18 protein-coding genes are annotated in these 22,208 nt (G+C 56.4%); 13 read left to right on the forward strand and 5 right to left on the reverse strand.

Going from position 1 to position 22,208, the window contains the following annotated elements; translation table 11 throughout:
- Positions 1-10 precede the first annotated feature (10 nt).
- Positions 11-3,091, forward strand: coding sequence for a preprotein translocase subunit SecA (locus KF784_13155; protein MBX3120007.1), 3,081 nt, complete (start codon positions 11-13; stop codon positions 3,089-3,091).
- Between the two features lie 70 nt (positions 3,092-3,161).
- Here KF784_13155 and KF784_13160 read toward each other — a convergent pair whose 3' ends face one another.
- On the reverse strand, positions 3,162-4,475 hold the full coding sequence (locus KF784_13160; GenBank protein MBX3120008.1) for an MFS transporter: 1,314 nt from the start codon (positions 4,473-4,475) through the stop codon (positions 3,162-3,164).
- Positions 4,476-4,608: 133 nt separating this feature from the next.
- Here KF784_13160 and KF784_13165 point away from each other — a divergent pair, with 133 nt between their 5' ends.
- The 4 genes from KF784_13165 (at position 4,609) to KF784_13180 (ending at position 9,245) form a co-directional block, all read left to right on the forward strand.
- Positions 4,609-5,907, forward strand: a complete 1,299-nt coding sequence (locus KF784_13165; protein MBX3120009.1) for a TlpA family protein disulfide reductase — start codon at positions 4,609-4,611, stop codon at positions 5,905-5,907.
- A gap of 82 nt (positions 5,908-5,989) precedes the next feature.
- Positions 5,990-7,633: a urocanate hydratase gene (gene hutU / locus KF784_13170; GenBank protein ID MBX3120010.1), complete on the forward strand. Its 1,644-nt coding sequence runs from the start codon at positions 5,990-5,992 to the stop codon at positions 7,631-7,633.
- Positions 7,634-7,771: 138 nt separating this feature from the next.
- On the forward strand, positions 7,772-8,047 hold the full coding sequence (locus KF784_13175) for a helix-turn-helix domain-containing protein (GenBank protein ID MBX3120011.1): 276 nt from the start codon (positions 7,772-7,774) through the stop codon (positions 8,045-8,047).
- On the forward strand, positions 8,025-9,245 hold the full coding sequence (locus KF784_13180; GenBank protein MBX3120012.1) for a HipA domain-containing protein: 1,221 nt from the start codon (positions 8,025-8,027) through the stop codon (positions 9,243-9,245). Before KF784_13175 ends, KF784_13180 begins: the two co-directional genes overlap by 23 nt.
- Before the next feature lie 65 nt (positions 9,246-9,310).
- On the opposite strand, the gene KF784_13185 is transcribed toward KF784_13180, so the two are convergent.
- The 3 genes from KF784_13185 to KF784_13195 all read right to left on the reverse strand — a co-directional run bounded on the left by KF784_13185 (position 9,311) and on the right by KF784_13195 (position 10,727).
- Positions 9,311-9,667: a hypothetical protein gene (locus KF784_13185; protein ID MBX3120013.1), complete on the reverse strand. Its 357-nt coding sequence runs from the start codon at positions 9,665-9,667 to the stop codon at positions 9,311-9,313.
- Positions 9,668-9,703: 36 nt separating this feature from the next.
- The gene (locus KF784_13190) at positions 9,704-9,907 is read right to left on the reverse strand and encodes a hypothetical protein (GenBank protein ID MBX3120014.1); all 204 of its coding nucleotides are present in this window, start codon (positions 9,905-9,907) and stop codon (positions 9,704-9,706) included.
- A 91-nt stretch (positions 9,908-9,998) separates the two neighbouring features.
- Entirely contained in the window at positions 9,999-10,727 is a 729-nt protein-coding gene (locus tag KF784_13195; GenBank protein ID MBX3120015.1) for a hypothetical protein, read from the reverse strand.
- A gap of 201 nt (positions 10,728-10,928) precedes the next feature.
- Between KF784_13195 and KF784_13200 the strand changes: the two genes are divergently transcribed.
- From KF784_13200 to KF784_13235, 8 genes are all read left to right on the forward strand, one after another.
- Positions 10,929-12,038 (forward strand): redoxin domain-containing protein, encoded by a 1,110-nt coding sequence (locus KF784_13200; protein ID MBX3120016.1) that lies wholly within the window; start codon positions 10,929-10,931, stop codon positions 12,036-12,038.
- 158 nt (positions 12,039-12,196) lie between these two features.
- On the forward strand, positions 12,197-13,222 hold the full coding sequence (locus KF784_13205) for a M20/M25/M40 family metallo-hydrolase (protein MBX3120017.1): 1,026 nt from the start codon (positions 12,197-12,199) through the stop codon (positions 13,220-13,222).
- Positions 13,223-13,301: 79 nt separating this feature from the next.
- Positions 13,302-14,783, forward strand: coding sequence for a M61 family metallopeptidase (locus tag KF784_13210; GenBank protein ID MBX3120018.1), 1,482 nt, complete (start codon positions 13,302-13,304; stop codon positions 14,781-14,783).
- A 1-nt stretch (position 14,784) separates the two neighbouring features.
- Positions 14,785-15,702: an agmatinase family protein gene (locus tag KF784_13215; protein MBX3120019.1), complete on the forward strand. Its 918-nt coding sequence runs from the start codon at positions 14,785-14,787 to the stop codon at positions 15,700-15,702.
- A complete protein-coding gene (hutI, locus tag KF784_13220; GenBank protein ID MBX3120020.1) occupies positions 15,699-16,937 on the forward strand; it encodes an imidazolonepropionase in 1,239 nt (412 codons plus the stop codon). The genes KF784_13215 and hutI overlap by 4 nt, the downstream gene beginning before the upstream one ends.
- Positions 16,938-16,977: 40 nt before the next feature.
- On the forward strand, positions 16,978-19,647 hold the full coding sequence (locus KF784_13225; GenBank protein MBX3120021.1) for a family 78 glycoside hydrolase catalytic domain: 2,670 nt from the start codon (positions 16,978-16,980) through the stop codon (positions 19,645-19,647).
- Positions 19,648-19,725: 78 nt separating this feature from the next.
- Positions 19,726-20,103, forward strand: a complete 378-nt coding sequence (locus tag KF784_13230) for a TfoX/Sxy family protein (protein ID MBX3120022.1) — start codon at positions 19,726-19,728, stop codon at positions 20,101-20,103.
- A gap of 24 nt (positions 20,104-20,127) precedes the next feature.
- On the forward strand, positions 20,128-21,510 hold the full coding sequence (locus tag KF784_13235; GenBank protein MBX3120023.1) for a hypothetical protein: 1,383 nt from the start codon (positions 20,128-20,130) through the stop codon (positions 21,508-21,510).
- On the opposite strand, the gene KF784_13240 is transcribed toward KF784_13235, so the two are convergent.
- Positions 21,497-22,189 carry an LON peptidase substrate-binding domain-containing protein gene (locus tag KF784_13240; protein ID MBX3120024.1) on the reverse strand — a complete coding sequence of 231 codons (693 nt, stop codon included), beginning with the start codon at positions 22,187-22,189 and terminating at the stop codon, positions 21,497-21,499. The two genes, KF784_13235 and KF784_13240, sit on opposite strands and share 14 nt — an antisense overlap.
- Between the last annotated feature and the right edge of the window lie 19 nt (positions 22,190-22,208).

A 22,208-nucleotide genomic window follows, 5' to 3' on the forward strand; every position in this document is an offset into this window, starting at 1 on the left:
ATTCAAAGCCATGCAATTTCTACGTAAATATTTCGACACCAGCAAAAAGGATGTTGTCGGCATCCAGCCAATCGTTCAAGCCATTAATGAGTTTGAGCCGGCGATGGAATCGTTGTCCGACGCGGAGCTCTCCGCAAAAACCGTTGAATTCAAAAAGCGTCTGGCCGACGGTGAAACACTCGACCAGCTTTTGCCCGAAGCCTTTGCTGCCGTCCGCGAAGTAAGTCGTCGGACTCTCGGCATGCGCCAGTTCGACGTGCAGATGGTCGGTGGTGTTGTGCTTCATCAAGGCCGAATCGCCGAAATGAAAACGGGTGAAGGTAAGACGCTCGTCGCCGTGGCGCCGATGTATCTGAATGCGCTCACCGGGCTAGGCACCCACCTCGTTACGGTTAATGACTACCTTGCTCGTCGCGACGCCGTTTGGATGGGGCCGATCTATCACACCCTTGGCATGACGATCGGCATTATTCAGGGCCACGGTGAAGACAACGATGAGCGCGGTGGAAGCTATCGCTACGTTCCAGGTGCTGACGAGACGGGCGACCCACGCTACCTGAATCTGGTTCCCTGCAGCAGGCGCGAAGCCTACCTTTGCGACATCGTCTATGGCACGAACCACGAGTACGGTTTTGATTATCTGCGCGACAATATGGCGTTCTCGGTTGATGTTCTCAACCAACGAACCCTTAACTACGCGATCATCGACGAGGTCGACTCAATCCTCATCGACGAGGCACGTACTCCACACATCATCAGCGGTCCGTCTATGGACGATGTCTCGCTTTATATGCGCGTGGACGCTGTGGTTCGCAATCTTAAGAACGAAGAGCATTACACGTTCGACAAGAAAAACCACTCGGTAAGCATGACCGAAGAGGGCATGGACCTTGCGGAGGAGTTGCTGGACATTGGCAACCTGGCGAATGAGCCAAAGTTGATGCACCACGTGAACGCGGCTGTTAAAGCCTATGCCCTATTTGACAAGGACGTCGAATACGTCGTTCGTGCGGGTGAAGTTATCCTCGTTGACGAGAATACGGGCCGTCTGATGTTTGGGCGAAGGCTCTCTGATGGATTGCATCAAGCGCTTGAGGCGAAGGAGAAGGTGCCGGTTCAGCGCGAAAGCCAGACCATCGCCGTCATCACGTTCCAAAACCTATTCCGACTCTATAACAAGCTCTCCGGTATGACGGGTACGGCCAAGACCGAAGAGGACGAGTTCCGCAAAATCTACGGCCTTGACGTGGTTACCGTGCCAACCCACCGTCCCATGATCCGTAAGGATCAGCCCGACATCATCTTCAAATCGGAAGAGGCAAAGTTTAGGGGTATCGCTTGGGAGATTCTGCGGCTGTACACCAAGCAGCAGCCTGTGCTGGTCGGGACACGTTCGATTGAAATGTCCGAGCGCGTTTCGTCTCGACTTGAGGCAGACATTCTGCAAAAGCTTGTGCTTTCGGCTCGTCTGCGGCACCATCTTGAGGTCAAGAAAGACGTTCCCAAAGAGCTAAAAGAGGATGCTGAGCGTATCGTTGTCGAGCCATTGAAGGAGGCCAAGAAGCAGGACTATGCAAGCATCTTCAGCAAGATGGATGTCGATACCGACGCCCTTTCAGACGCTTCCATTGAGTTTTGTCTTGAGCAGTTCAAGCTCGATGAAGATGACCGCGAATTCTTAGACGAAGCGCTTCGGCATGGTATCCCCCACAACGTCCTTAATGCGAAATTCCACGAACGGGAAGCCATCATTATCGCCGAAGCTGGTCGTAAGGGTGGCGTCACAATCGCGACCAACATGGCCGGTCGTGGTGTGGACATCCTCCTCGGTGGTCGTGTTCAGGACGACCTTGTCGTCAAAGCAAGAGATTCCAAGGGCGACGCTCACTTCGAGCAGGACTTCGCGTCTACATTCGCGAGCTTCCGACGTGGCGGCAAAGAGCGCGCTGCCCCCCCACTGCCTCTGAGCGATCAAGAGAGAAGCGACAGAGCGGACGAGGTTCGAGATCGAGGTGGAATGTATATCCTCGGTACCGAACGACACGAAAGCCGTCGTATTGATAACCAGCTTCGTGGACGAGCTGGCCGTCAAGGCGACCCTGGCGAAAGCCGATTCTTCGTCTCGCTAGAGGACCAGCTTTGGAAGATCTTTAATGCGAAGATGCTGGAAAACCCAATGCTCAAGGCTTGGCCCGAGCTCGAAGAGGTCAATGCGAAGTTCCTGAGCAAGATGATCGAGAAAACCCAGGAAAGGATTGAAAACCACTTCTTCGAAGCCCGTAAGCACGTTCTCGAATACGACGACGTTCTAAACGCCCAACGCGAGCATGTGTATGGCATGCGCCGCGACATTCTATTGGGCAAACACATCCGCGAAGATGTGATCACTTACGTCAAGGACATGGTCACCGAGTTGGTACGCAATAGTTGGGACTTCGACGACAACGGCGTTCGAGTGTACGACTACGAGAACCTCTACGAAGAACTGAACGATGTGTTTCCGCTTCTCGACTATGCCAAGGTTTCAGACCTTGAGGCGATTCCGCCGGACGAGCGACTGGAAGATTACTGCACCAAGCTCGCGATGGACGAATATCGACGCAAGGCCGAGCGCCTTGGCGATGAGATGATGGGTTATCTCGAACAGCAAGTCATGCTTCACGCTGTAAACGACAAGTGGATGGATCACCTCCAAATGATCGACTACATTCGAGAAGGCATTAACTTGCGATCATACGCACAGCAGGACCCGCTCGTGGCTTACAAAAAGGAGACGTACGATCTTTTCCAAACTACGCTGCGATTGATCCGCGATCACGCTGTCCGAACCATCTTCCGAGCCGAGATTGAACAGCAGCAGGCTGGTCGACCGGCAGATGACACCCCACAGATGGTGCGTGTGGAGGAGGAGCCCGTCGCGGTTGCCGCAGGCGCTCAGCCTACGATGAAGTCGATGACATCAAGTTCTCAGGTCGATCTAGATTCGATCGACTGGAAGAAAGTTGGCCGAAATGATGTCTGCCCGTGCGGAAGCGGTAAGAAGTTCAAAGCTTGCCACTATCCGCTGCTGAGACAGGCTGGCGTGCTTTGATCGAGTGTTGAGTACTAAGCGTTGAGCCCAATCTCAATACTTAGTACTCAACACCCACACCGTCCTGCCCCTACCCCTCCGGCAACTCTTTCCCTTTCGTCTCTGGCGCAAAGGGAAGGGCAAGCAATCCTATCAGGTACACACCTGCCGCAAGCGTTACTCCGTGCGCGGGCGAGCCTCTTCCTGCGGCGATCAACAACCCTGTGAGCCAGGGTAAGGGCGCCTGCATGATCCTCGCCACGTTGTAGGCAAAACCGCTGCCCGTTGCTCGAAATCGAGTTGGGAACAGCTCGGGGAAGTACAGCCCAAAGGTTGCTGTCAGGCCGATCGCAAGGAAGGCCATCAGAGGACCGAAGACCAGCAGATTGGTATAGCTAAAGCCAATATTGAGAGCCACAAATACGCTTATGGGAGCAAGGATAAAGAACGCAAATAGAGTTGGTCTGCGTCCGACCTTCGTGCACAACCACGGCACAAGCAACACGCCAAGGAAGGTGCCGACATGCATAATGCTCGTCGCGTATGACTTCCTTGCGCTGATGTCTTCTGGGCTGAGTCCCTTGCTCACCTGCTCAACCAAGTTTGGAAGCCAGTAGGCGATGTTGCCTGCTCCTGCAATCCCTACGGCGCCAATAATCATTGCGACGATGACGTTGCGTCTCCATATCGGGTGTACGAACATCTCTTTGATCGGCTCAAGGGTGCTTGTCTTCGACTCTTGCTTTTGGGCCTCAGTCCATCTTTCCGGCTCCTTGATCTTGAAACGTATGACGACGGTCAAGAATGCCGGCAGGATACCAACGACAAACAGCCATCGCCAAAAGGTTGCCTGATCGAGTTCGTAGGCGGCCCAAGCCGACGTAAGGGCATAGTTCGCCAGAGATGCCAGCCAGGGCCCGAACGCTGCGGCGGTCTGCAAGAGGGCCGCAGCCCCCGCCCGGGCTTTGTTGGGCACCGTCTCGGCGATTAACGCCGCACCGGCCGCCCACTCTCCGCCGATGCCCAAGGCCGTAAGGAATCGGATAACGGCAACCTGCTCCCATGTCTGGCAAAGTCCGGTGAGCCCTGTGAAGAGGCAGTAGAGGAGAATGGTCAGGGTCATGGTGCGGGCACGACCCCACCGATCAGCCATCACTCCGAAGATGAGTCCACCGATTGCCCAGCCAATCAAGAACACGAGTTGCATCAGACCGTCAATCTCGTCTTTTCGCGCCATTGCGTCAGGCGTGGAAAGCAGTTCCTTGAGCATCGGCCCTTTGGCAAAGGCGAACAGTGCGGAGTCGAAGATGTCGAAGACCCACCCCAGCCAAGCCACGATCAGGACGAGCCACATCGTCTTGGTGAGTCCCTTCCACCATGGTGCTGAATCGACAGCTTCTGTCATTCCGGGCTAATTCGCCGCAGCCTTGCAAAATCCCTTCCCACAGAACAATCGCAAAGCACTTTTTGCAGCTACAGGAACGAAAGTCGCAATCCGAACGGTAAAGTGCTAAAAAGTTTGCACTGTCGGAGATGTGATGATGAAAATAAGAAAGATGTTCGCTGTGTCCGCGCTTGTCGCGGCAATCCTCTGCGTCTGTGCCGGATTCATTCTGGCTTCCGACTTCAAGTCGGCCTTTGCTGACTACAAGGCCAAGCGAGAGGAACTGTTCAATAGGGGCAACGTGACCGTCAAGGATATCGAAGTCCTTCACGACAACTTCTTCTCCAAGATTGAGATTGACAAGCTGTCTGTCGCGGAGATCGACGAACTATCGAACTTCAGCATGTTCGCCTACGAAAAGTGGATCAGCAAAACCAAGTCAAGGCTGGACATTCTTGCAAAGGCTCCAACTGTCGAAGGGGCATGGGCTTCAGCGCTCGTCCTTACCGTGACAGGAGGAGGTCGGTACGACGACACTTCGCTGAGCGGCGAAGACCGTGCTAAGTACGCTGAAGCTTTCTTCGCTCATCCTAAATTGAATGACCTACTGGCATCCAATGAAATGAGCGCGGCATTGAATGCCTTCAGTTTGTGCCCCGCTGACCTGCGCCTCAAGCATAAGGGCGTGATCCTATCGTTGGGCGACCGGATGGCGGCAAACCCCACAGCAAAGACCGCCATGGCGGCAAGCGACTACTGGGGACTTGTACAGAGCATGACGAAGGAAGGCACCGAGCGACAAGCCGCGCGAAAGAAGATCGCGGCCTGTGTGGAAGGCGCGTTGAAGCTTAATGGCGAGAATGCACCCGACGAGAAGCAGAAGGAGTGGCTCAGGAAGATTAGCATGCAGATCAACGGTGCTTCCGCAAAGGGCGAGCTGGTTGGTTACGATGCTCCCAGCATGGAGTTCATCTGGTCTTCGATTCCTGGTACCAAGACCCTCGCCGATCTCAAAGGCAAGGTTGTTATCATAGACTTCTGGGCCACCTGGTGCGGACCATGCATCGCGTCTTTCCCGAAGATTCGTGAAGTTCAAGCACACTACAAGGGCTACGACGTCGTCGTTTTGGGTGTGACCAGCATCCAGGGTTCGGTATTAGGTCTGAGCAAGGAGGAGCCGCAGATTGACTGCAAAGGCAATCCAGAAAAAGAGATGAATCTAATGCCGGACTGGATGAAGGCCAAGGAGGTCACGTGGGATGTGGCGTTCAGCAAGCAGGACGTCTTCAATCCCGATTTCGGCGTGTACGGCATCCCCAGCATGGCGATTATCGACGCCGCCGGCAAGGTCCGCTATGCGGGCATGCACCCGTCCTCGGTTTCGTTTGAGAAGAAGAAAGAGATGATCGACGGGCTGTTGAAGGAAGCAGGCAAGAAGACGCCGGGCAACTAGCTCTGATCTCCCCTCCCTCCATTTTTGGGAAATGGAGGGAGGAGTCGGGGGAGGGAGGTCTCGCTCCGCGTACAATATGCGTATGCCAACAAAGACCCCTGTCCGCGCCCCCCGAGGAACCCAACTATGCTGCAAAGGCTGGCACCAGGAAGCCGCCATGCGGATGCTCATGAACAACCTCGACCCCGAGGTCGCCGAGCGCCCCGACGACCTTATCGTCTATGGGGGTACCGGGAAGGCCGCGCGGAACTGGGACTGCTTCCACGCCATCGTGCGCTCGCTGCAGAGTCTGGAGAACGACGAGACGCTGCTGGTCCAATCCGGCAAGCCGGTCGGCATTTTCCACACCCACGACCTTGCCCCTCGCGTCCTCATCGCCAACTCGAATCTGGTGGGGCGGTGGTCGCACTGGGAGCACTTCCTGGAGCTGGAGCGAAAGGGCCTGATGATGTACGGCCAGATGACGGCGGGCTCGTGGATCTACATCGGCTCGCAGGGGATCGTCCAGGGCACGTTTGAGACCTTCGCGGCCTGCGCCGACCAGCACTTTGGCGGCTCGCTGAAGGGCAAGCTAGTGGTCAGCGGCGGCATGGGAGGCATGGGCGGCGCTCAGCCCCTCGCCGCGACGATGAACGGCGCGTCCTTCCTTGGCATCGATGTGGACCCCACCCGCATCGAAAAGCGGCTGAAGAGCGGCTATTGCGACATGATCGCCTACACGCTGGATGAGGCGATGGAAATGCTGGAAGGCAGACCAGCGATCTCGGTCGGCTTGGTGGGCAACTGTGCCGATGTCCTGCCGGAGATGGTCCGGCGCGGGATTGTTCCCGACGTCCTTACCGACCAGACCAGCGCCCACGACCCGCTTAACGGCTACGTGCCCAACGGAATGACCCTTGCCGAAGCCCAGGAGTTGAGGCAAAGCGACCCCGAGACGTACACCAAGAAGTCGGTAGATGCGATGGGGGTTCACGTTCAGGCGATGCTGAATCTTAAGTCGCTCGGAGCGGTCACCTTCGACTACGGGAATAACATCCGCGCGTTTGCTGAGCAAGCCGGTGTACGCAACGCTTTCGATATCCCCGGCTTCGTTCCCGAGTACATCCGTCCGCTGTTCTGCGAAGGGAAGGGGCCGTTCCGCTGGGCGGCGTTATCCGGCTCGCCAGAAGACATAGCCCGAACCGATAAGCTCGCCTTGGAGATGTTCCCCCACAACGAGACCCTGAAGCGGTGGATGACCCTTGCCCAAGAGCGAATTCACTTCCAAGGCTTGCCGTCTCGCATCTGCTGGCTGGGTTATGGCGAACGGGCTGAATTTGGGTTGGCGATGAACGATTTGGTGCGAAAAGGCGAAGTGCAGGCTCCGCTCGTGATCGGGCGCGACCACCTGGACTGCGGCTCCGTCGCCTCCCCCAACCGCGAAACGGAAGCCATGAAGGACGGCACCGACGCAGTTGCAGACTGGGCCTTGCTGAACGCGCTTGTCAATACGGCTGCCGGAGCCTCTTGGGTGTCGCTGCATAACGGCGGTGGCGTGGGGATAGGTTATTCCCAGCATGCGGGCATGGTTGTGGTCGCGGATGGGACGGACAACTCGGCTTTCCGACTGGAGCGCGTACTGACCTCCGACCCCGGTATGGGCATCGTCCGGCATGTGGACGCAGGTTATGAGAAGGCGTCGGAAGTGGCGCAGGCAAAGGGCGTGAAGATTCCGATGGAGCCTTAAAATGGCTTTGATGCATGTGTTCGCATGCATCAAAGCCATTTCTATACGAACATCGGATGATTCTGTGCGGCAAATGAATGCATTCGCATGCAGAATAGTGATTCTTGTCGCATAATAAGGGTGAAGAGTCCGATTTATATGCGTTCACATTCAAAGATAGGTGTTTCTCTGCCGCATACCCGCCTGGCAAAGGCCATTCGCGTGCGGCGGCGAGATCTCGGTCTAACTCAAACCGAGGCGGCTGAGCTTGCCGGGTGCACTCGGCTCTTTGTGTCGGAAGTGGAGCGCGGCAAGCAGACGGTGAGGTTCGACAAGCTACTCAATCTGTTGCAGGTGCTGGGGCTGCAGCTTGCGCTGGAGACGGGCAAGTCAAAGCTGGAGGTCAGAGTCGATGCTGAGATCGACGGAAATTGAGAGAGTTTCGATCTACTGCGACGGAGTTCTTTGCGGGGAGCTTCGTCGGACGCCGAAGGGTTCGGCTTTCCAGTACGACAGAGCATTTCTCACACGGGAAGAAAAGCCGCTACGCGGCATTGCGGTCCACCTGCCGTATCGCGAATCTCCTTACATCACCCAAGGCGTCAATCTCCACACCTTCTTTGCCGGTCTACTCCCAGAGGGGCTCCGGCTCGAAGCGATCATCGCCAAGGCTCGGACATCGCGAGACGACCTCTTCTCTCTGTTTGTCGAGGCGGGACCAGATTCAGTTGGAGACGTCTACGGCGTACCGGCGGGGCAGACGGTCGATCCCGATATCGCCACCGTGGATCTTGCCAAAATTCAGGGGGCAGGCTTCGACGAGCTTGAAGAGGGGTTCGTCTCAGGGGCGCGGGATGCGAGCATCCCTGGTGTGCAGGCGAAGCTGTCTGCCGGTCGTATCAACCAGCCAATTGGTTCTACTCAAAGCTTCGGGCCTTCTATTTTGAAACTTGCGCCAAGGTCTTACCCGCGTCTCGTCGAGAACGAATACTTCTTTTTGAACTTGGGTGCAAAGTGCGGCATGGCAGTGCCAAAAGTAGAGATCGTTCATGACCGACGAGATCGTAGCGGCTTGATTGTCTGGCGATTTGACCGGGATGAAGACCTCGCCAGTGGAACCATCAGGAGAATCCACCAGGAAGATGCCTGTCAGTTGGCAAACCGCTACTCAGCTGACAAGTATCGGCTGACAATGAGGGAGATCGCGGAGGCGATTTGCGAGCACTGCGACACACCAGCCGTATCGCTCTACAAGCTGGCTAAGCTCTGCATCTTCAGCTATCTCATCGGCAACGGAGACCTTCACGCCAAGAACATCAGTGTCTTTCGCAGGAAGCAGAACGGCCCGCTGACGCTGACCCCGGCATACGACCTTGTCTCGACACTGGCCTATCCCGATCTGGATACAAGGATGGCACTGCAATTAGATGGCAAGGACGACAATATCAAGAAGCGCGACTTTGCCGCATTCTTTGAAAGGCATGGGCTTAAGGCATCGATTGTGGAATCGGAGGTTGAACAGATCGCAAACGGAGTCGGGGCAGCCTTGACTGACTTACCAGAAATCGGACTTGACGAAAAGACGACGGCGCGGATGACGCGCATCATGCAAGAGCGCATTGCAAGGCTTTAACGGGTTCGGTCAGCGATTGGGCAGCTTGCCGTCTCCCCGATTCTCGCTTTGCTTGCCCTGCCCTTTCAGCTCTTGGTCAGCGTCTCCAACGTCGGCAGCATCTCATCTGGCTTGAAGCCCGCTGGACCAGGCCCGGATTTGTACGCCACTTTCCCATCTAGGTCGATCACATAGATCCGGTCTGGCCATGCAGCGAAGGCTTTATTAGCGGCGTCATCCATCCCGTCGATATAAATCGGGAGCTTGATCGAGAACTGCTGGGCGAAGTCTTGGGCGACCTTGCGGCGCTCGGCCTCTGTCTTGGGATCATTGATCACGATGCCGTCTTTCTTGTTTTGGGGCACCTGCCAGCCATCATCTGGGTGGGCTTCCCGAATGTAGACGACGGCAAAATCAACTTTCGATTTCCATTCGGTGTAAATCTTCTGAACCCGGTCGACCGACCGGCGGAAGGGTGGTCACGTACAGCTGCCGAAGATCAACACCAGCGGCTTTTCGCGCTTGCCGGAGATCTCCAATTTTGTCTTCTCGTCCAGCGAACCCAAAGAGAGCTTCGGTGCGGCGTCGCCGATGTTAAGGCTGTCTGGAGGGCGGTTTTGGCGTTGGAATCCCGTCAGCGTCAGCCCGAGTAGTCCCGTACAAAGCAAGAGTCCGGTTCTCATGGTCAGGTTGGACGTTGAGCTTGGTGTGAAGTTCAATTCGTTGTTTCTCACGAAACTTGACCTTTGTGTCTTTGTGAGAAATAACATGTCTCTACGGCATCGACGGAGCGATGCCCTCCCCCAACATCTCCCGAACAGTCGGCTCGATAGCTTTGCCCCAGATTTCGTAACCTGCGGCGTTGAGATGCAGCAGGTCCGGCATCATTGTCGTGCGCAGGGTTCCATCAACCCGCATAAAGAACTTCCCGATGTCCAAAAATCGCACATGATTCCCATCGTCAAGGCCCATGAATAGCTCCGTCGCTTTGGCAACTTTCATGCGCATCCCATCTTCGGGCGTCAAGCCGCGCGGAAAGATGCCAAGCAAAAGAATCTTCGCATTCTTGAAGCTGGCTTGCATCTTAGCGACAATCGCGCGGACACCATCCGCAGTCTGCTCGGGGGTGGAAGAGCCGTGGCCGATGTTGTTCGTGCCGATCATCATCACAATCACTTTCGGATTCAACCCAACCATTTCCCCGTGCTCCATTCGCCAAAGAACATGCTCAGTACGGTCACCCGAAAAGCCAAAATTTGCGGCCTTTAGAGGGGCAAAAAGCTTATCCCATGTCGCCTTCCCGCCTCCTTCCCAGCCTTGAGTGATGGAGTCGCCTACAAAAATCACATCTACGCCACCCCTCTTAGTGAGCTCAACACAAGCCTCGTGTCGCTGTTTCCACCAAGCCTCCGAGAGTCTTTCAACGGGTGTCGTTGCAACGTGTTGGGGAGCCTGCGAAAAACCATTCAGGGCAAAGAAGCAGGTGACGGCAGATAGGAACATAAGCCGATTATGGACTGATCACTCTCCCGCCCACGTTCGAGGCTGTTATTGACGAACCTACTCCGCAAGAAGAGATGCATTATTTTTCAGAATTTGCGGGATAACGGAAACTCTCGATGCACAACCATCGTAACTACTCGTGTAGTAACTACGACGGTCGTCGTTGTTCTGATTCTATTCACCACCGAGGTTTAAGAAAGTATGATCAGTCTCCTTTTGCCATTTGCCCTGATGCTGAATCAGACCGACGGAAAAGCCGCCTTGCAGGCCTGGCAGACAAAGCTTAAGTCTGCTCAAACGCTTACCGGGTCACTCGTCGTGGACGGCGGTCCTTTCAGTGACAAGGTCGATTTTCAGCTCATGAAGCCAAACTTGGGTCGCTCGGTCTCGAAAAGCTCAGAGCGTGTCAGTGACGGTGCAATTTCATACGACTTCAATCGAGAAGACAAAACCTACTTCAAGATGAAGTCTGCTGGTATGCCGTTCGTCACCACCCTCTTCTTTGGGTTCGAGGCTTTCTACGGGGATGAGGGCGATTTCGAGTACAAGAAGGAAACGAAAGAGAAGGTCAATGGAGAGGATGTAACGGCGGTCACCCTCGGTCTAATTCCAGGGCGGCTCCTCATTGTTGGATTCGAATCCAATGGAGGGCCACCCATCGGCATTACAGGCGCAGGCTATACGGTCAAGCTCTACTTTAAAGCAAAGGGTGAAGCCCCCCTCGGATTTGAACTCAATATGCCCGATCAAGTCATCAAAGGCGCTTACCGGAACATAAAGCTCAATGAAAAGCTGGATATCAAATCTTTCGCGTGGGTGCCGCCAAAAGGGGCTAAGGAGACCAAGCTGGACGAGCTTGACGATGTTGAAGCCAAGCTTCTCCCAGTGGGTTCAAAAGCGCCAGACTTCACCTTAAAGACTCACGACGGCAAGACGATCAAGCTCAGCGAGTACGTGAAAGACAAGAAAGCCACACTTCTCAATTTTTGGTATTGGGGCTGTGCGGGATGCTTGATCGAATTCCCACATCTGGAAAAACTCAACACCTCCCTTAAAGGCAAGGGCCTGGGGCTGCTAACTTTGAATCTGCTTGATGACGCGGCAACTGTGAAGAAATACTACGCTGAAGGGAAATTCACTCTGCCATGCCTGCTGATGAAAGATGCTAAGGTCGACATTCCCAAGCAGTACGGAGTTCTCGCCTATCCGACAAATTACATCGTCGACAAAAACATGAAGATCCTTTACAGAGCTACCGGCGAGTATCTTGACGACATCAAAGCCACGCTTACCAAAGCTGGCGTGAAGTAAGTATTTCCTCACGGGAAACTTGAATCTGTCCGTTCTCCCGGATTCAACATCCGGGAGAACGGAGGTCTTTACCCATTGCTACGCGGTGTCGTGTAAAGAAGCTCATCACGCACTCAAGTTGGGACTCGCTACGTCCTGCGAAATAGCTATACTCACCCATGCCTGCAGTTTCGAGTCTTGTAGCCCTCCTGCTGATTGCGCAGCAGCCTGCTCTTGCGCCGGTTGCCAAACCGTATGACAAGATCACTCCCAAGTCGGTGATGGCCCACATCCGGTTTTTGTCCCACGATCTTCTGGAAGGCCGGGGGACGCCCTCGCGCGGGCTGGATATCGCAGCCGAGTACATTGCGGCTCAGTTCCAGATCGCGGGCCTGGAGCTGGTAGGAGACGACGGCTACTTCCAGACCACCGAATTCACAAACCGCCGAACCCAAACGACCGCTAAGGTACGCAACGTCATCGGCGTTATTCGCGGTACCGACCCCGCGCTGAAGGACACCTATGTCATCGTGACCGCCCACTACGACCATCTGGGCAAGCGCGAAGGAGAGGGAGACACCATCTTCAACGGTGCAAACGACGATGGCAGCGGCGTGGCGGGAGTGATCGAGTGCGCCCGCGCGCTTTCCGAGATGAAGCCGAAGCGGAGCATCGTCTTCATGTGCTTCTGGGGCGAAGAAGCGGGCCTGCAAGGCTCGCGCTACTATTGCCAGAAGCCGGTCTTCCCACTCGCCAAGACCATCGCCAACGTGAACCTGGAGCAGATTGGGCGTACCGACGACGACGAGGGGCCCCGCGTCAGCGAGTTCAACATCACCGGCTTCGACTATACGAACCTCGCCGAGTATATGACCAAGGAGGCCAAGGCGTTTGGCGTGAAGGTCACCAAGCACGAACGGTTTAGCGATCCCTACTTCAACGCCAGCGACAACGCCGCTTTTGCGAATGCGGGCGTTCCGGCAAACACGATCAGCACCGCCTACTCCTTCCCCGACTATCACAAGGTCGGCGACGAGTGGCCCAAGATCGACGCGGAGAATACGGTGAAGATTGTGCGGTCGGCATGTGCGGGCGTGTGGGCGATCGCCAATTCGACCGAGCCGGTGAAGTGGAACGAGGCCAACCCCCGTACCAAGCGGTACGTCGATGCTTGGAAGAAGCTGATGGGGGGAGAGGGGCAGTGATCCGTTATCCTTGATCGGTGATCAGAGCCGTGAGTCCTTGCAAACAGGACTTCATGCGTTGGGCGTAGAATCAACCATCATGCGCCGAATCTTCACCTTCGCCGGGCTTGCGCTTGCCGCAGCGTTTTCGCAAGCCGCCGAGTACACCTTCACACCCCTTCCCGACACGAACACTGGGCAGATTCGGGTGAAGCTGGATAAGGGAACGGCGAAGGAGTTCCGGGTTGCGGCGTGGTGTCCCGGCGACTATCAAATTTTCAACTACGGCAATAATGTGACGGCGATCCGGTTTCTGAAGGCAGGGCAGGCGGTCACCGCGACGAAAAGGAGCGACCCTAACCTATGGACCATCGCAGAAGGCGCGGACGAGGTGATCTACGAAATGAAGCCGAGCCGGGGCAACTTCACGGTGAACCTGAGCGTGAAGGCGAACGAGGCTTTTGTGAGCCCCAGCGCGGTGTTCGGATGGTTTACAGGCCACACCAAGGAGCAGCACACGCTGATTGTTCAGACGTCCTCTGCCGAGTTCAAAGTGGAGTGTCCGCTGCCGAAGGCAAAGAGCCAGAACGAACGGCTGCATCGGTTCACCGCGAAAGACCTCGACGAGCTGCTCGACTCGCCGTTTGTGCTCAGCAAGAACCTGCAGGTCAAGGATTACAAGGTTCGGGGCAAGGACCACGCCATCGTCACGTTCGGAAACAACTCCGGCGTCGATCTGGACAGCTTTGCCAAGAACGCTCAGCTTGCCGCCGAGGAGTCTTACAAGCTGTTCGGCGAGCTGCCCTACTCCCGCTATGTCTATTTCTTCGATTTTGGCGGCGGGGGGGGCGGGCTGGAGCACATGAGCAGCACCCGCATCGGCGCGTTCTCCCGGAACGGAGCCAGCTCGGCGGGGATCATGTTCCACGAATATTTCCACGCCTTCAACGTCAAGCGCATCCGACCCAAGGTTCTTGGACCGTTCGACTACAGCAAGCCTGCAATCACGCCGTCGATCTGGTGGCTGGAGGGCGTCACCGACTACTACGCCGAAGTGCTCCAGGTGCGAAGTGGATTGCAGGATCGCAACAGCTTCCTGCGCGATATGTGGGAAACGCTCAGCAGCCTAGCCGGAAACTCAGCAAGCGAGAGAGTCTCTGCCGAGGAGTCGAGCAGACGGGTTTGGGAGAGTCGGGGCAGCGGGGGCTACGGCGGCATCAATTACTACGTGAAAGGACGCGCGATTGGATTTCTGCTGGATGTCGCTATCCGTGCCCAGACCAAGAACAAGCACTCGCTGGACGACGTGATCCGGCAGCTGTATGAGGAGTGCAAGAACGGCCAGCCCGGTTATGAGGAGAGCCGGATTCGGGAGCTTTGTGTGAAGTTCGGCGGGGCTGAGCTTGGCCCGATCTACGATGACTGCGTTGTCAAGGCTCAGCATCTTCCTGCGGCGCGGGTGCTGGCGATGGGTGGTCTGGTCCTGACCGACAGCGGCATCGCCGACGACAGTAACAACCCGGGTGCCCTCGGTCCCACTTTCCCATTCGATCTGCGCGGGAAGTCCGTCTCTTTGCCATAGCATGTCACAACCGCACCACGATCCGAACTGGCCTCGGGCTTCGGCCTGGCTGGAGGGCGCGACCCTCGAGCCCACTGTCGGGAAGCTTGGGATTCTCGGCGTTCCGCTGAACCGCTCGATCACCCCCGGCCGGTGCGACCTTGCGCCGAAGGCAATCCGGGATGCGATGTTCAGGCTGAGCACGTACGATCTGCGCCATGAGCGGGACATTCGCCAAGTTTCGGCGCGGGATTATGGCGACGCCGACGTCTCCGAGCTGAGTCCTGAGGAAGCTTTAGCACCGATTCGGTCTGCGATGGGGCGAGCTTTGGGAGAGTCCGATGCGCTGGTTTTACTCGGCGGGGATAACGGGATCACTCGGCCTGGAGTGCTTGGTTTTGGGCTGCCGCTTGAGCGTGTAGGCGTCGTTACACTCGATGCCCATCTGGATTTGCGAGACACCAAGGACGGCCTGATGAACGGCAACCCGATCCGTGCTTTGCTCGATGACGGCCTGCCGGGAAAGAACGTCGTGCAGATCGGGATTCAGGATTTTGCGAATTCAGCCGCTTATCATCGGGTGGCTAAGGATGCGGGCATTTGCATCGTCTCGATGCAGGAGGCTGTAGCCCAGGGTATCGGCAAGGCGGTCGGTGCTGCTTTCGAGCAGCTTGCCGAGCGTGTCGACGCCATCTACTTCGACCTTGACATCGACGTGCTGGACCGCGCGTTCTCTCCGGCGACTCCCGGCGCGAGGCCGGGAGGGCTCACGCCCACCCAGCTTTTTGAGGCGGCCTACGAAGCGGGCAAGCATCCGAAAGTCAAAGTGATGGACCTGGTCGAGATCGACCCGACGAAGGACATCAACGACGTCACCTGCCTCACGGCAGCGACCTGCATCTTGCACTTTGCGTCCGGGCTGATGGAGCGTCACCGTTGAGCCGCTTTGCGGTGGTCCATGCGGGCCAGCTGGTCACACTGCGAGGCCGGGCGGGGGCACGCCCCGGGCCGGAGATGGACGAGCTTTCGATCATCGAAGATGGGGCGATGATCGTTGCCGATGGGCAGATCGAAGCGGTGGGCACGACGGACGAGCTATCTGCCCAGTTGCCAGAGGACGTTTCGGACGCGGGAGGGCGGCTGGTCACCCCCGGCCTGATCGATGCGCACACGCATGCCGTTTTCGGGGGCTGCCGCGCCAACGAGTTTGAGATGCGATGCGGCGGGTTCGGCTACCAGGAGATTGCCGAGGTGGGGGGCGGCATCCGGTCGTCGATGCGCTCCACAAGAGCTGCCACCGAGGACGAGTTGTTTGAGCTGGGAAGGCAGAGGGTTCAGAGGTTCTTTGATCTGGGAACGACGACGATCGAGTGTAAGTCCGGCTATGGACTGACCTTCGACGACGAGCTGAAAATGCTCCGGGTGATGCGCCGTCTCGACGACGAAACGCCGATGACGGTAGTTCCGACTCTGCTTGCGGCTCACGCCATCCCCCCAGAGTTTGAGGGCAATCGTGAGGCGTATGTAAACCTCATCTGCGACGAAATCATTCCGGCTGTCGTCAGGAGGGGGCTGGCGAAGTACGTCGATGCGTTCTGCGAGGATCGTTACTTTACGGCAGACGAGGTTCTCAAGATCGCGACCACGGCCCAGAAGTACGACCTCGAACTGCGCCTCCATGTCGACCAGCTCACCAACGGCGGCGGGGCCGCGCTTGCGGCGGAGCTTGGGGCCAAGACCGCGGATCATTTGGAGCAGACGGATGAGGACGGGATTCGCGCTTTGGCGGGCTCAAAGACGATGCCTGTGCTGCTTCCGGCGTCGGTCTTCATGCTGGGCCTGGACAAGTATCCAGATGCGCGGCGGATGATCGACGGCGGGCTGCCTGTAGTCCTTGCTACAGACTTCAATCCAGGCTCTTCGCCCACGCAGTCGCTGCCGTTCGTGATGACGCTGGCCTGCCTGAAGATGGGGATGTCGCCCGCTGAGGCGCTGACAGCCTGCACGGTCAACGCCGCCGCAAGCCTCGATTTGGCTCACGATCGCGGCACGCTGGAGGCCGGGAAGCGGGCGGACTTTGCGGTCTGGGAAGCGGAGGACTATCGGGAGATTCCGTACTGGGCGGCGACGGTCAGGCCGCACAGCGTCTATGTGCGCGGGCAAAAGGTGGGCTGAGGCTTCCCTTTCGAAGCGGCTTCGCTTCAAGATGAGCGATATGTCTGCGCCTGCCGCACCAACCGACCTCCGCGTCGAACACTTGACCGAAGCTTTCGGCATCGACGTCGCCAAGCCCCGGTTTTCTTGGAAACTTCCTTGGACACAACAAGGGGCTCACCAGATAGCATTTCATGTCCAGGTTTTCGTTGGAGATCGTGTCGCGTGGGATTCTGGGGAAGTCCCGTCAGCACAGAGTGTTCTTGTTGAATACGAAGGCGAAGACTTAGCCCCTAAGACGGCTTATCGTTGGCGAGTCAGAGCGAAATCAGAGTCGGGCGAATGGTCGGACTGGAGCGATTACAGCGGACTTGAAACGGGATTTTTGGATACGGCTTGGACCGCCCGTTGGATCGGCGCTGGTTGGCATGGCACAACCCAAGATTCGGCACCCTGTCCTTACCTTCGAACTGAGTTTGAGCTGCCTGCGGCACCCATCAAGGCCCGACTCTATATCTCTGCTCTTGGCCTCTTCGAGGGCTGGATCAACGGCAAAAAGATCGGAAACGATCTGCTTGCTCCCGGCTGGACCGAGTACGACAAGCGAGTTTATTACCATACGTACGATGTGCTCAATCTGGTTCATGCAGGTTCAAATGCTATCGGGGCCATCTTGGGAGATGGCTGGTATTGCGGGCACGTTGGGCTTGCCGCTCGTGAGCAGTACGGCGATCGACCCTACCTGCTTGCGCAGCTTGAGGTGGAGTGTGCCGACGGGAGCCTTGTAACAACCACTACAGATTCAAGCTGGCAGTGCGCAAAGGGAGCGTTGTTGGAATCCGACTTGCTCATGGGTGAGTCTTACGACGCGAATCAGGAACTGACGGGATGGGCGACAACCGAATACAGCGGTGGGGATTGGGAGGCGGCAACGCTCGGAGAGAGCTTGAACCCCAAACTTGTGGGATTCCCCCGCCCTCCGATCCGTGCAGTCAAAACGCTGCAACCTGTCACCGAACCTGTGAAGATCGAGTCCGAGTCTGGCCCTCAATGGATCGTTGACTTTGGCCAGAACATGGTCGGATGGGTGCGAATCAAGCTCACGGCGCCGCAAGGGACGACGATGATCCTGCGGCACGGGGAGATGCTGAGCCCGGACGGCACTCTCTATACCGAGAACCTGCGCAGTGCCAAGCAGACCAATACTTATGTCTTCAAGGGCGATCCGGTAGGAGAGGTCTTTGAACCAAGATTCACCTTTCACGGCTTCCGATATCTTGAGATCTCCGGTGTGCCTGAAGCGCCCAAGCAGGCGGATATCCAGGGTGTTGTGTTATGCAGCGATCTTGAAGAAACGGGGAGCTTTGAGTGTTCGCATCCGCTGATCAACCAGTTGCAGAGCAACATCGTGTGGGGGCAGCGCGGCAATTTCCTTGATGTCCCGACCGATTGCCCACAGCGCGACGAGCGCCTAGGTTGGACTGGGGATGCCCAAGCTTTCGTGGGGACAGCTGCCTTCAACATGAACGTCGCTCCGTTCTTTGCGAAATGGCTCCAGGACCTCACCGACTCTCAAAAGGCAGACGGGCGCATCCCCCCGGTTGCGCCTCACCCAAGCCTCAAGGTTGTGCCCGATGATGGCGGGCCGGGATGGGCCGATGCACTGGCAATCTGCCCTTGGTCGATCTATCAAGACTATGCGGATCGGGGACTGCTGGAGAAGATCTACGAGCCGCTTTGTCGGTTCGTGAACTTTCTCGAAGCGAACTCACCGGGGGGCATCAGGGCGAGCGCCGATGGCGAACTCTTCCGAGGATTCGGAGACTGGCTTAGCATCGGCGTGGACACTCCGCTCGATCTCGTTGGGACCGCGTTCTATGCAAACTCAGTGGATGTCGTGAGCAAGATTGCAGCTGTGGTCCGGCCGGGAGATGTCCTCAAATGGGAAGCCAAACATGCAGCGGTGGTGCAAGCGTTTCGCAACCGATTTGTCTCCCCCGATGGCCTTGTCGTTGGGAATACACAAAGCTCTTACGTGCTTGCGCTCGCCTTTGGATTGATCCCGAAAGACAAGGAACAGGTCGCTGTTCAAGCGCTCGTGGACGATATCGGCAAACGGGGTTGGCTCCTCACAACCGGATTTTTGGGGTCGGGGTACTTACTTCATGTTCTTTCCGATCATGGGCGTACAGATGTGGCCTTCCGGCTCCTTCTTCAAACCAAGTGCCCCAGTTGGCTCTACCCCGTCACGCAAGGGGCGACGACGATCTGGGAGAGATGGGATGGCTGGACACAGGAAAAGGGCTTCCAAGACGTTGGGATGAACTCCTTCAACCACTATGCTTTTGGCGCTGTCGGTTCGTGGCTCTATCAAAAACTGGCGGGAATATCGCCGGGGAGCGAGCCCGGCTACAAGTCCTTTACTCTCAAACCATTTATCGGAGGAGGACTCCGATCAGCACGAGCAAGCTACGAAAGCTCGTATGGCCTCATCGAGAGCAACTGGTCAGTGGATGGGGATCGGTTCGCGTGGGACATTGCGATCCCGGCAAATACGGAGGCTGATGTGTGGGTGCCGTGCGGAGAAGACGATGCCTTTGCAAGCCCGCATCAAGATCAGTTCTCACCTTCGAGCCCCTGGAAACACGCAAAAATGCCTGCTGGAAGATACCAATTTGAGGTTGCTGGCCCAGGGATTGTATCGATGTCCGCTCGCGGAGAATCGGGCTAGTCAAAAGAGTGGAACCCCAAGGCCACAGATTCCGTAAAAGTTAAGGCTCGTCGAATCAAGGTAAAATGGTTCGATAAATTGCCGTATACACGGCTTTTGCTTTGGGAGTTTCAGACCAGAATGATCTACCGGCCGCTACGCTATGAACTGCTCATGAAAGCAGCAGATGTGTATGACGTCCGGGCGCGACGCATGTTTAACGGCATGGGCGTGTACAACGGAGAGAAGATGTTCGCCTTCCTTTACGAGGCGGAGGTCGGGCTGAAACTGTCTCCCGAAGATATGCAAGAAGCGCTTGAACTGCCTGGAGCGGAACCATTACGCCCCGATCCGGATTCTGACCCTATGAAGGAATATGTCCGGATTCCCGAAGAGATCCTCGAAAACTTCGACTCGTTCGTACGCTGGGTTCGACTCAGTGCGGACTACGTCGCTAGGAAGCAATCGAAGGTTTAGTTCTCGCGATCCGGGAGGAACCGGATGCGTCTACGTAAACAGAGAATAATTGTTGGACTGCTGATTGTTGGGTTTTTATGTGCGGGTAGCTGGGCTTTCTGGCACTATTGGCAATATCGTGTCCCATATCTGAGCGCAGCAAACAGGCTCGCAGAAACCACCAAAGAGGCTAAGGCCCTTGGTCTGGCGCTCACTCCCGATGACCTGCGATCAACTCGCGGCAAAGACCCAAGGGACAACGCGGCCGAAGATTTTCGTAGGGCCACAATTTTGATCTCTGGATCGGGTTTACGGCTCCAGGGCGGAAATGCCGTTCCTTTACAGAATTTTGTGTTCTCAGGGGGAGATTCGTCTTACCGGGCCACGGCAGACATCGCCATCAAGATGGGTGAAGTGCCCGAGAAGGCGTTGGACGAAGCATTCACGAAACCCTACTGCGACTTTGAGCTCGACTATTCCAAGGGAATAAGTGTCGAAATCAGCTCGGTCGTCGATCTTCGCCCCATGACTTCCGTGTTTGGCGCAAAGGCAGTACTCGCCGCTCAAGAAGGCGATATTGACACCGCGCTTGCTTACATCGAGCGTGTGAACGCCTTGCGTACACAGTTGGTAAAAGACCCTGGCATGCGCCGCGCCCTTCTAACGACTTCAGCAGATGCGCCAGCTCCTGTGATGCTGTTTGTCATACTTTCGATCCTTGGGGAGTCACCGGAAGTAATCTCAAAGACGCGGGAGTTGCTCAAGCGCATCCCTGTCGAATACACGTTTGAATCAGCGATGCAGGCGGACCTCTGCGTGGGTCTGCTCGACATCGAGCAGATTGGCGAGCCAGCCCCCGAAAGAGGCAGCAACCGAGGGCGTCGCAACCGCGAGGAGCTTATTGCGGACTACGTTCCCGATCGCGTACTCAAGGATGCTTATAAGGAACGATACATCCGCTTCTGGATCAACGCGTTCAAAGGGATTCGCAAGCATCCTGACTCGACGCTTGCCGCCGCTTCAGAGATCGACAAGCTCATCCTTTCTTACAACTCCAAGAGCGAGAAACCGGACGACAAGTACACCACGTATGCATTTCCTCGGAATTATTGGGGGGTTGCCTCAAGCATCATGCGCCATCAAGGAATGCTCACTCTTGCTAGCGGCTACCTCGATCTGATCGAATTCAAGAACAAGAATGGACGTTTTCCGAACGATGGAGAGCTTGAGCTACCGATCGATCCCTACACTGGGCAGGCGCTTCGCTACGAACGAAGAGGCAGCGAGTTCATTCTTTGGTGCCAAACAGGCACAAACCCGTCAACGGGTGGTCCTGCGGCGCCGCTTGGCATTGAGTATCCCGGGCTCTCACCGATGAACTTTGGTTCGCGCGGTTCAGGGTTTAACCGTCGGCCTAATTCGGGTTAATCCATTCCCTTAAGTCGGTATGGGTCAGGCGTCTCGGCCCTCGATCGTCATAAATGCGGCTTCTTAGATCATCGATCTCAAGGAGTTGATTTTCAAGAATCGGGATGATTCGGCTTAGTCTCTCGATGGTATCTGTGGTTTCGAGCAGTGACTGCTTTTCCCTGTTTTCGATTGGAAGCAGGTTAGCGATTGTGAATGAGAGCGCCATCGGGTCCGGCGGGAAAATGACCTGAACATTGAATCCTGGGCGTGCGATCAGGCCCTCAACAAGCAGCTGGAAGTCCTCGCGGGCCTTGAGGACCAGAGCATCGGTGCGGGGTGAATCGTCAGGCTCACCCTCAATGACGGGTTCTACCAATCCCGTGAGATAAGGTTTGGATTCATCGAGCCTGCGAATACGGAAGCGATGTTCTCCTTGAACTTGCAGGTCCATCCTGCCGTCATCATAGGTGTGCAAGTTGACGATGCGGACCGCTGTGCCCACCAGATACGGTTCAATGTGCTCGTCAGTCTCCGACCCCGAACGAATCAGCACAATCCCGAACAGCCGTCCATCTTCCATGCACTCGCTGACCATCTCACGATACCGATCCTCGAAGACGTGAAGCTGAACCGAAGCGAACGGGAAGAGCACCGTCTCCAGGGGGAAAAGGGCGAGTTCTTCGAGTTGCTCTGCCATCTGACCGCATTATGACGCG

Source organism: Fimbriimonadaceae bacterium, from assembly GCA_019638775.1.
Classification (GTDB): Bacteria; Armatimonadota; Fimbriimonadia; order Fimbriimonadales; family Fimbriimonadaceae; genus JAHBTD01.

What these genes read in the sequence shown, in the direction of transcription:
- KF784_13205 (MBX3120017.1), top strand. Translation starts at nt 12,197, where the DNA reads ATGCCTGCAGTTTCGAGTCTTGTAGCCCTCCTGCTGATTGCGCAGCAG.
- KF784_13180 (MBX3120012.1), top strand. Translation starts at nt 8,025, where the DNA reads ATGCTGAGATCGACGGAAATTGAGAGAGTTTCGATCTACTGCGACGGA.
- KF784_13155 (MBX3120007.1), top strand. Translation starts at nt 11, where the DNA reads ATGCAATTTCTACGTAAATATTTCGACACCAGCAAAAAGGATGTTGTC.
- KF784_13240 (MBX3120024.1), bottom strand. Translation starts at nt 22,189, where the DNA reads ATGGCAGAGCAACTCGAAGAACTCGCCCTTTTCCCCCTGGAGACGGTG.
- KF784_13175 (MBX3120011.1), top strand. Translation starts at nt 7,772, where the DNA reads ATGCGTTCACATTCAAAGATAGGTGTTTCTCTGCCGCATACCCGCCTG.
- KF784_13225 (MBX3120021.1), top strand. Translation starts at nt 16,978, where the DNA reads ATGTCTGCGCCTGCCGCACCAACCGACCTCCGCGTCGAACACTTGACC.
- KF784_13160 (MBX3120008.1), bottom strand. Translation starts at nt 4,475, where the DNA reads ATGACAGAAGCTGTCGATTCAGCACCATGGTGGAAGGGACTCACCAAG.
- KF784_13200 (MBX3120016.1), top strand. Translation starts at nt 10,929, where the DNA reads ATGATCAGTCTCCTTTTGCCATTTGCCCTGATGCTGAATCAGACCGAC.
- KF784_13195 (MBX3120015.1), bottom strand. Translation starts at nt 10,727, where the DNA reads ATGTTCCTATCTGCCGTCACCTGCTTCTTTGCCCTGAATGGTTTTTCG.
- KF784_13190 (MBX3120014.1), bottom strand. Translation starts at nt 9,907, where the DNA reads ATGAGAACCGGACTCTTGCTTTGTACGGGACTACTCGGGCTGACGCTG.
- KF784_13165 (MBX3120009.1), top strand. Translation starts at nt 4,609, where the DNA reads ATGATGAAAATAAGAAAGATGTTCGCTGTGTCCGCGCTTGTCGCGGCA.
- KF784_13210 (MBX3120018.1), top strand. Translation starts at nt 13,302, where the DNA reads ATGCGCCGAATCTTCACCTTCGCCGGGCTTGCGCTTGCCGCAGCGTTT.
- hutU (MBX3120010.1), top strand. Translation starts at nt 5,990, where the DNA reads ATGCCAACAAAGACCCCTGTCCGCGCCCCCCGAGGAACCCAACTATGC.
- KF784_13235 (MBX3120023.1), top strand. Translation starts at nt 20,128, where the DNA reads ATGCGTCTACGTAAACAGAGAATAATTGTTGGACTGCTGATTGTTGGG.
- KF784_13215 (MBX3120019.1), top strand. Translation starts at nt 14,785, where the DNA reads ATGTCACAACCGCACCACGATCCGAACTGGCCTCGGGCTTCGGCCTGG.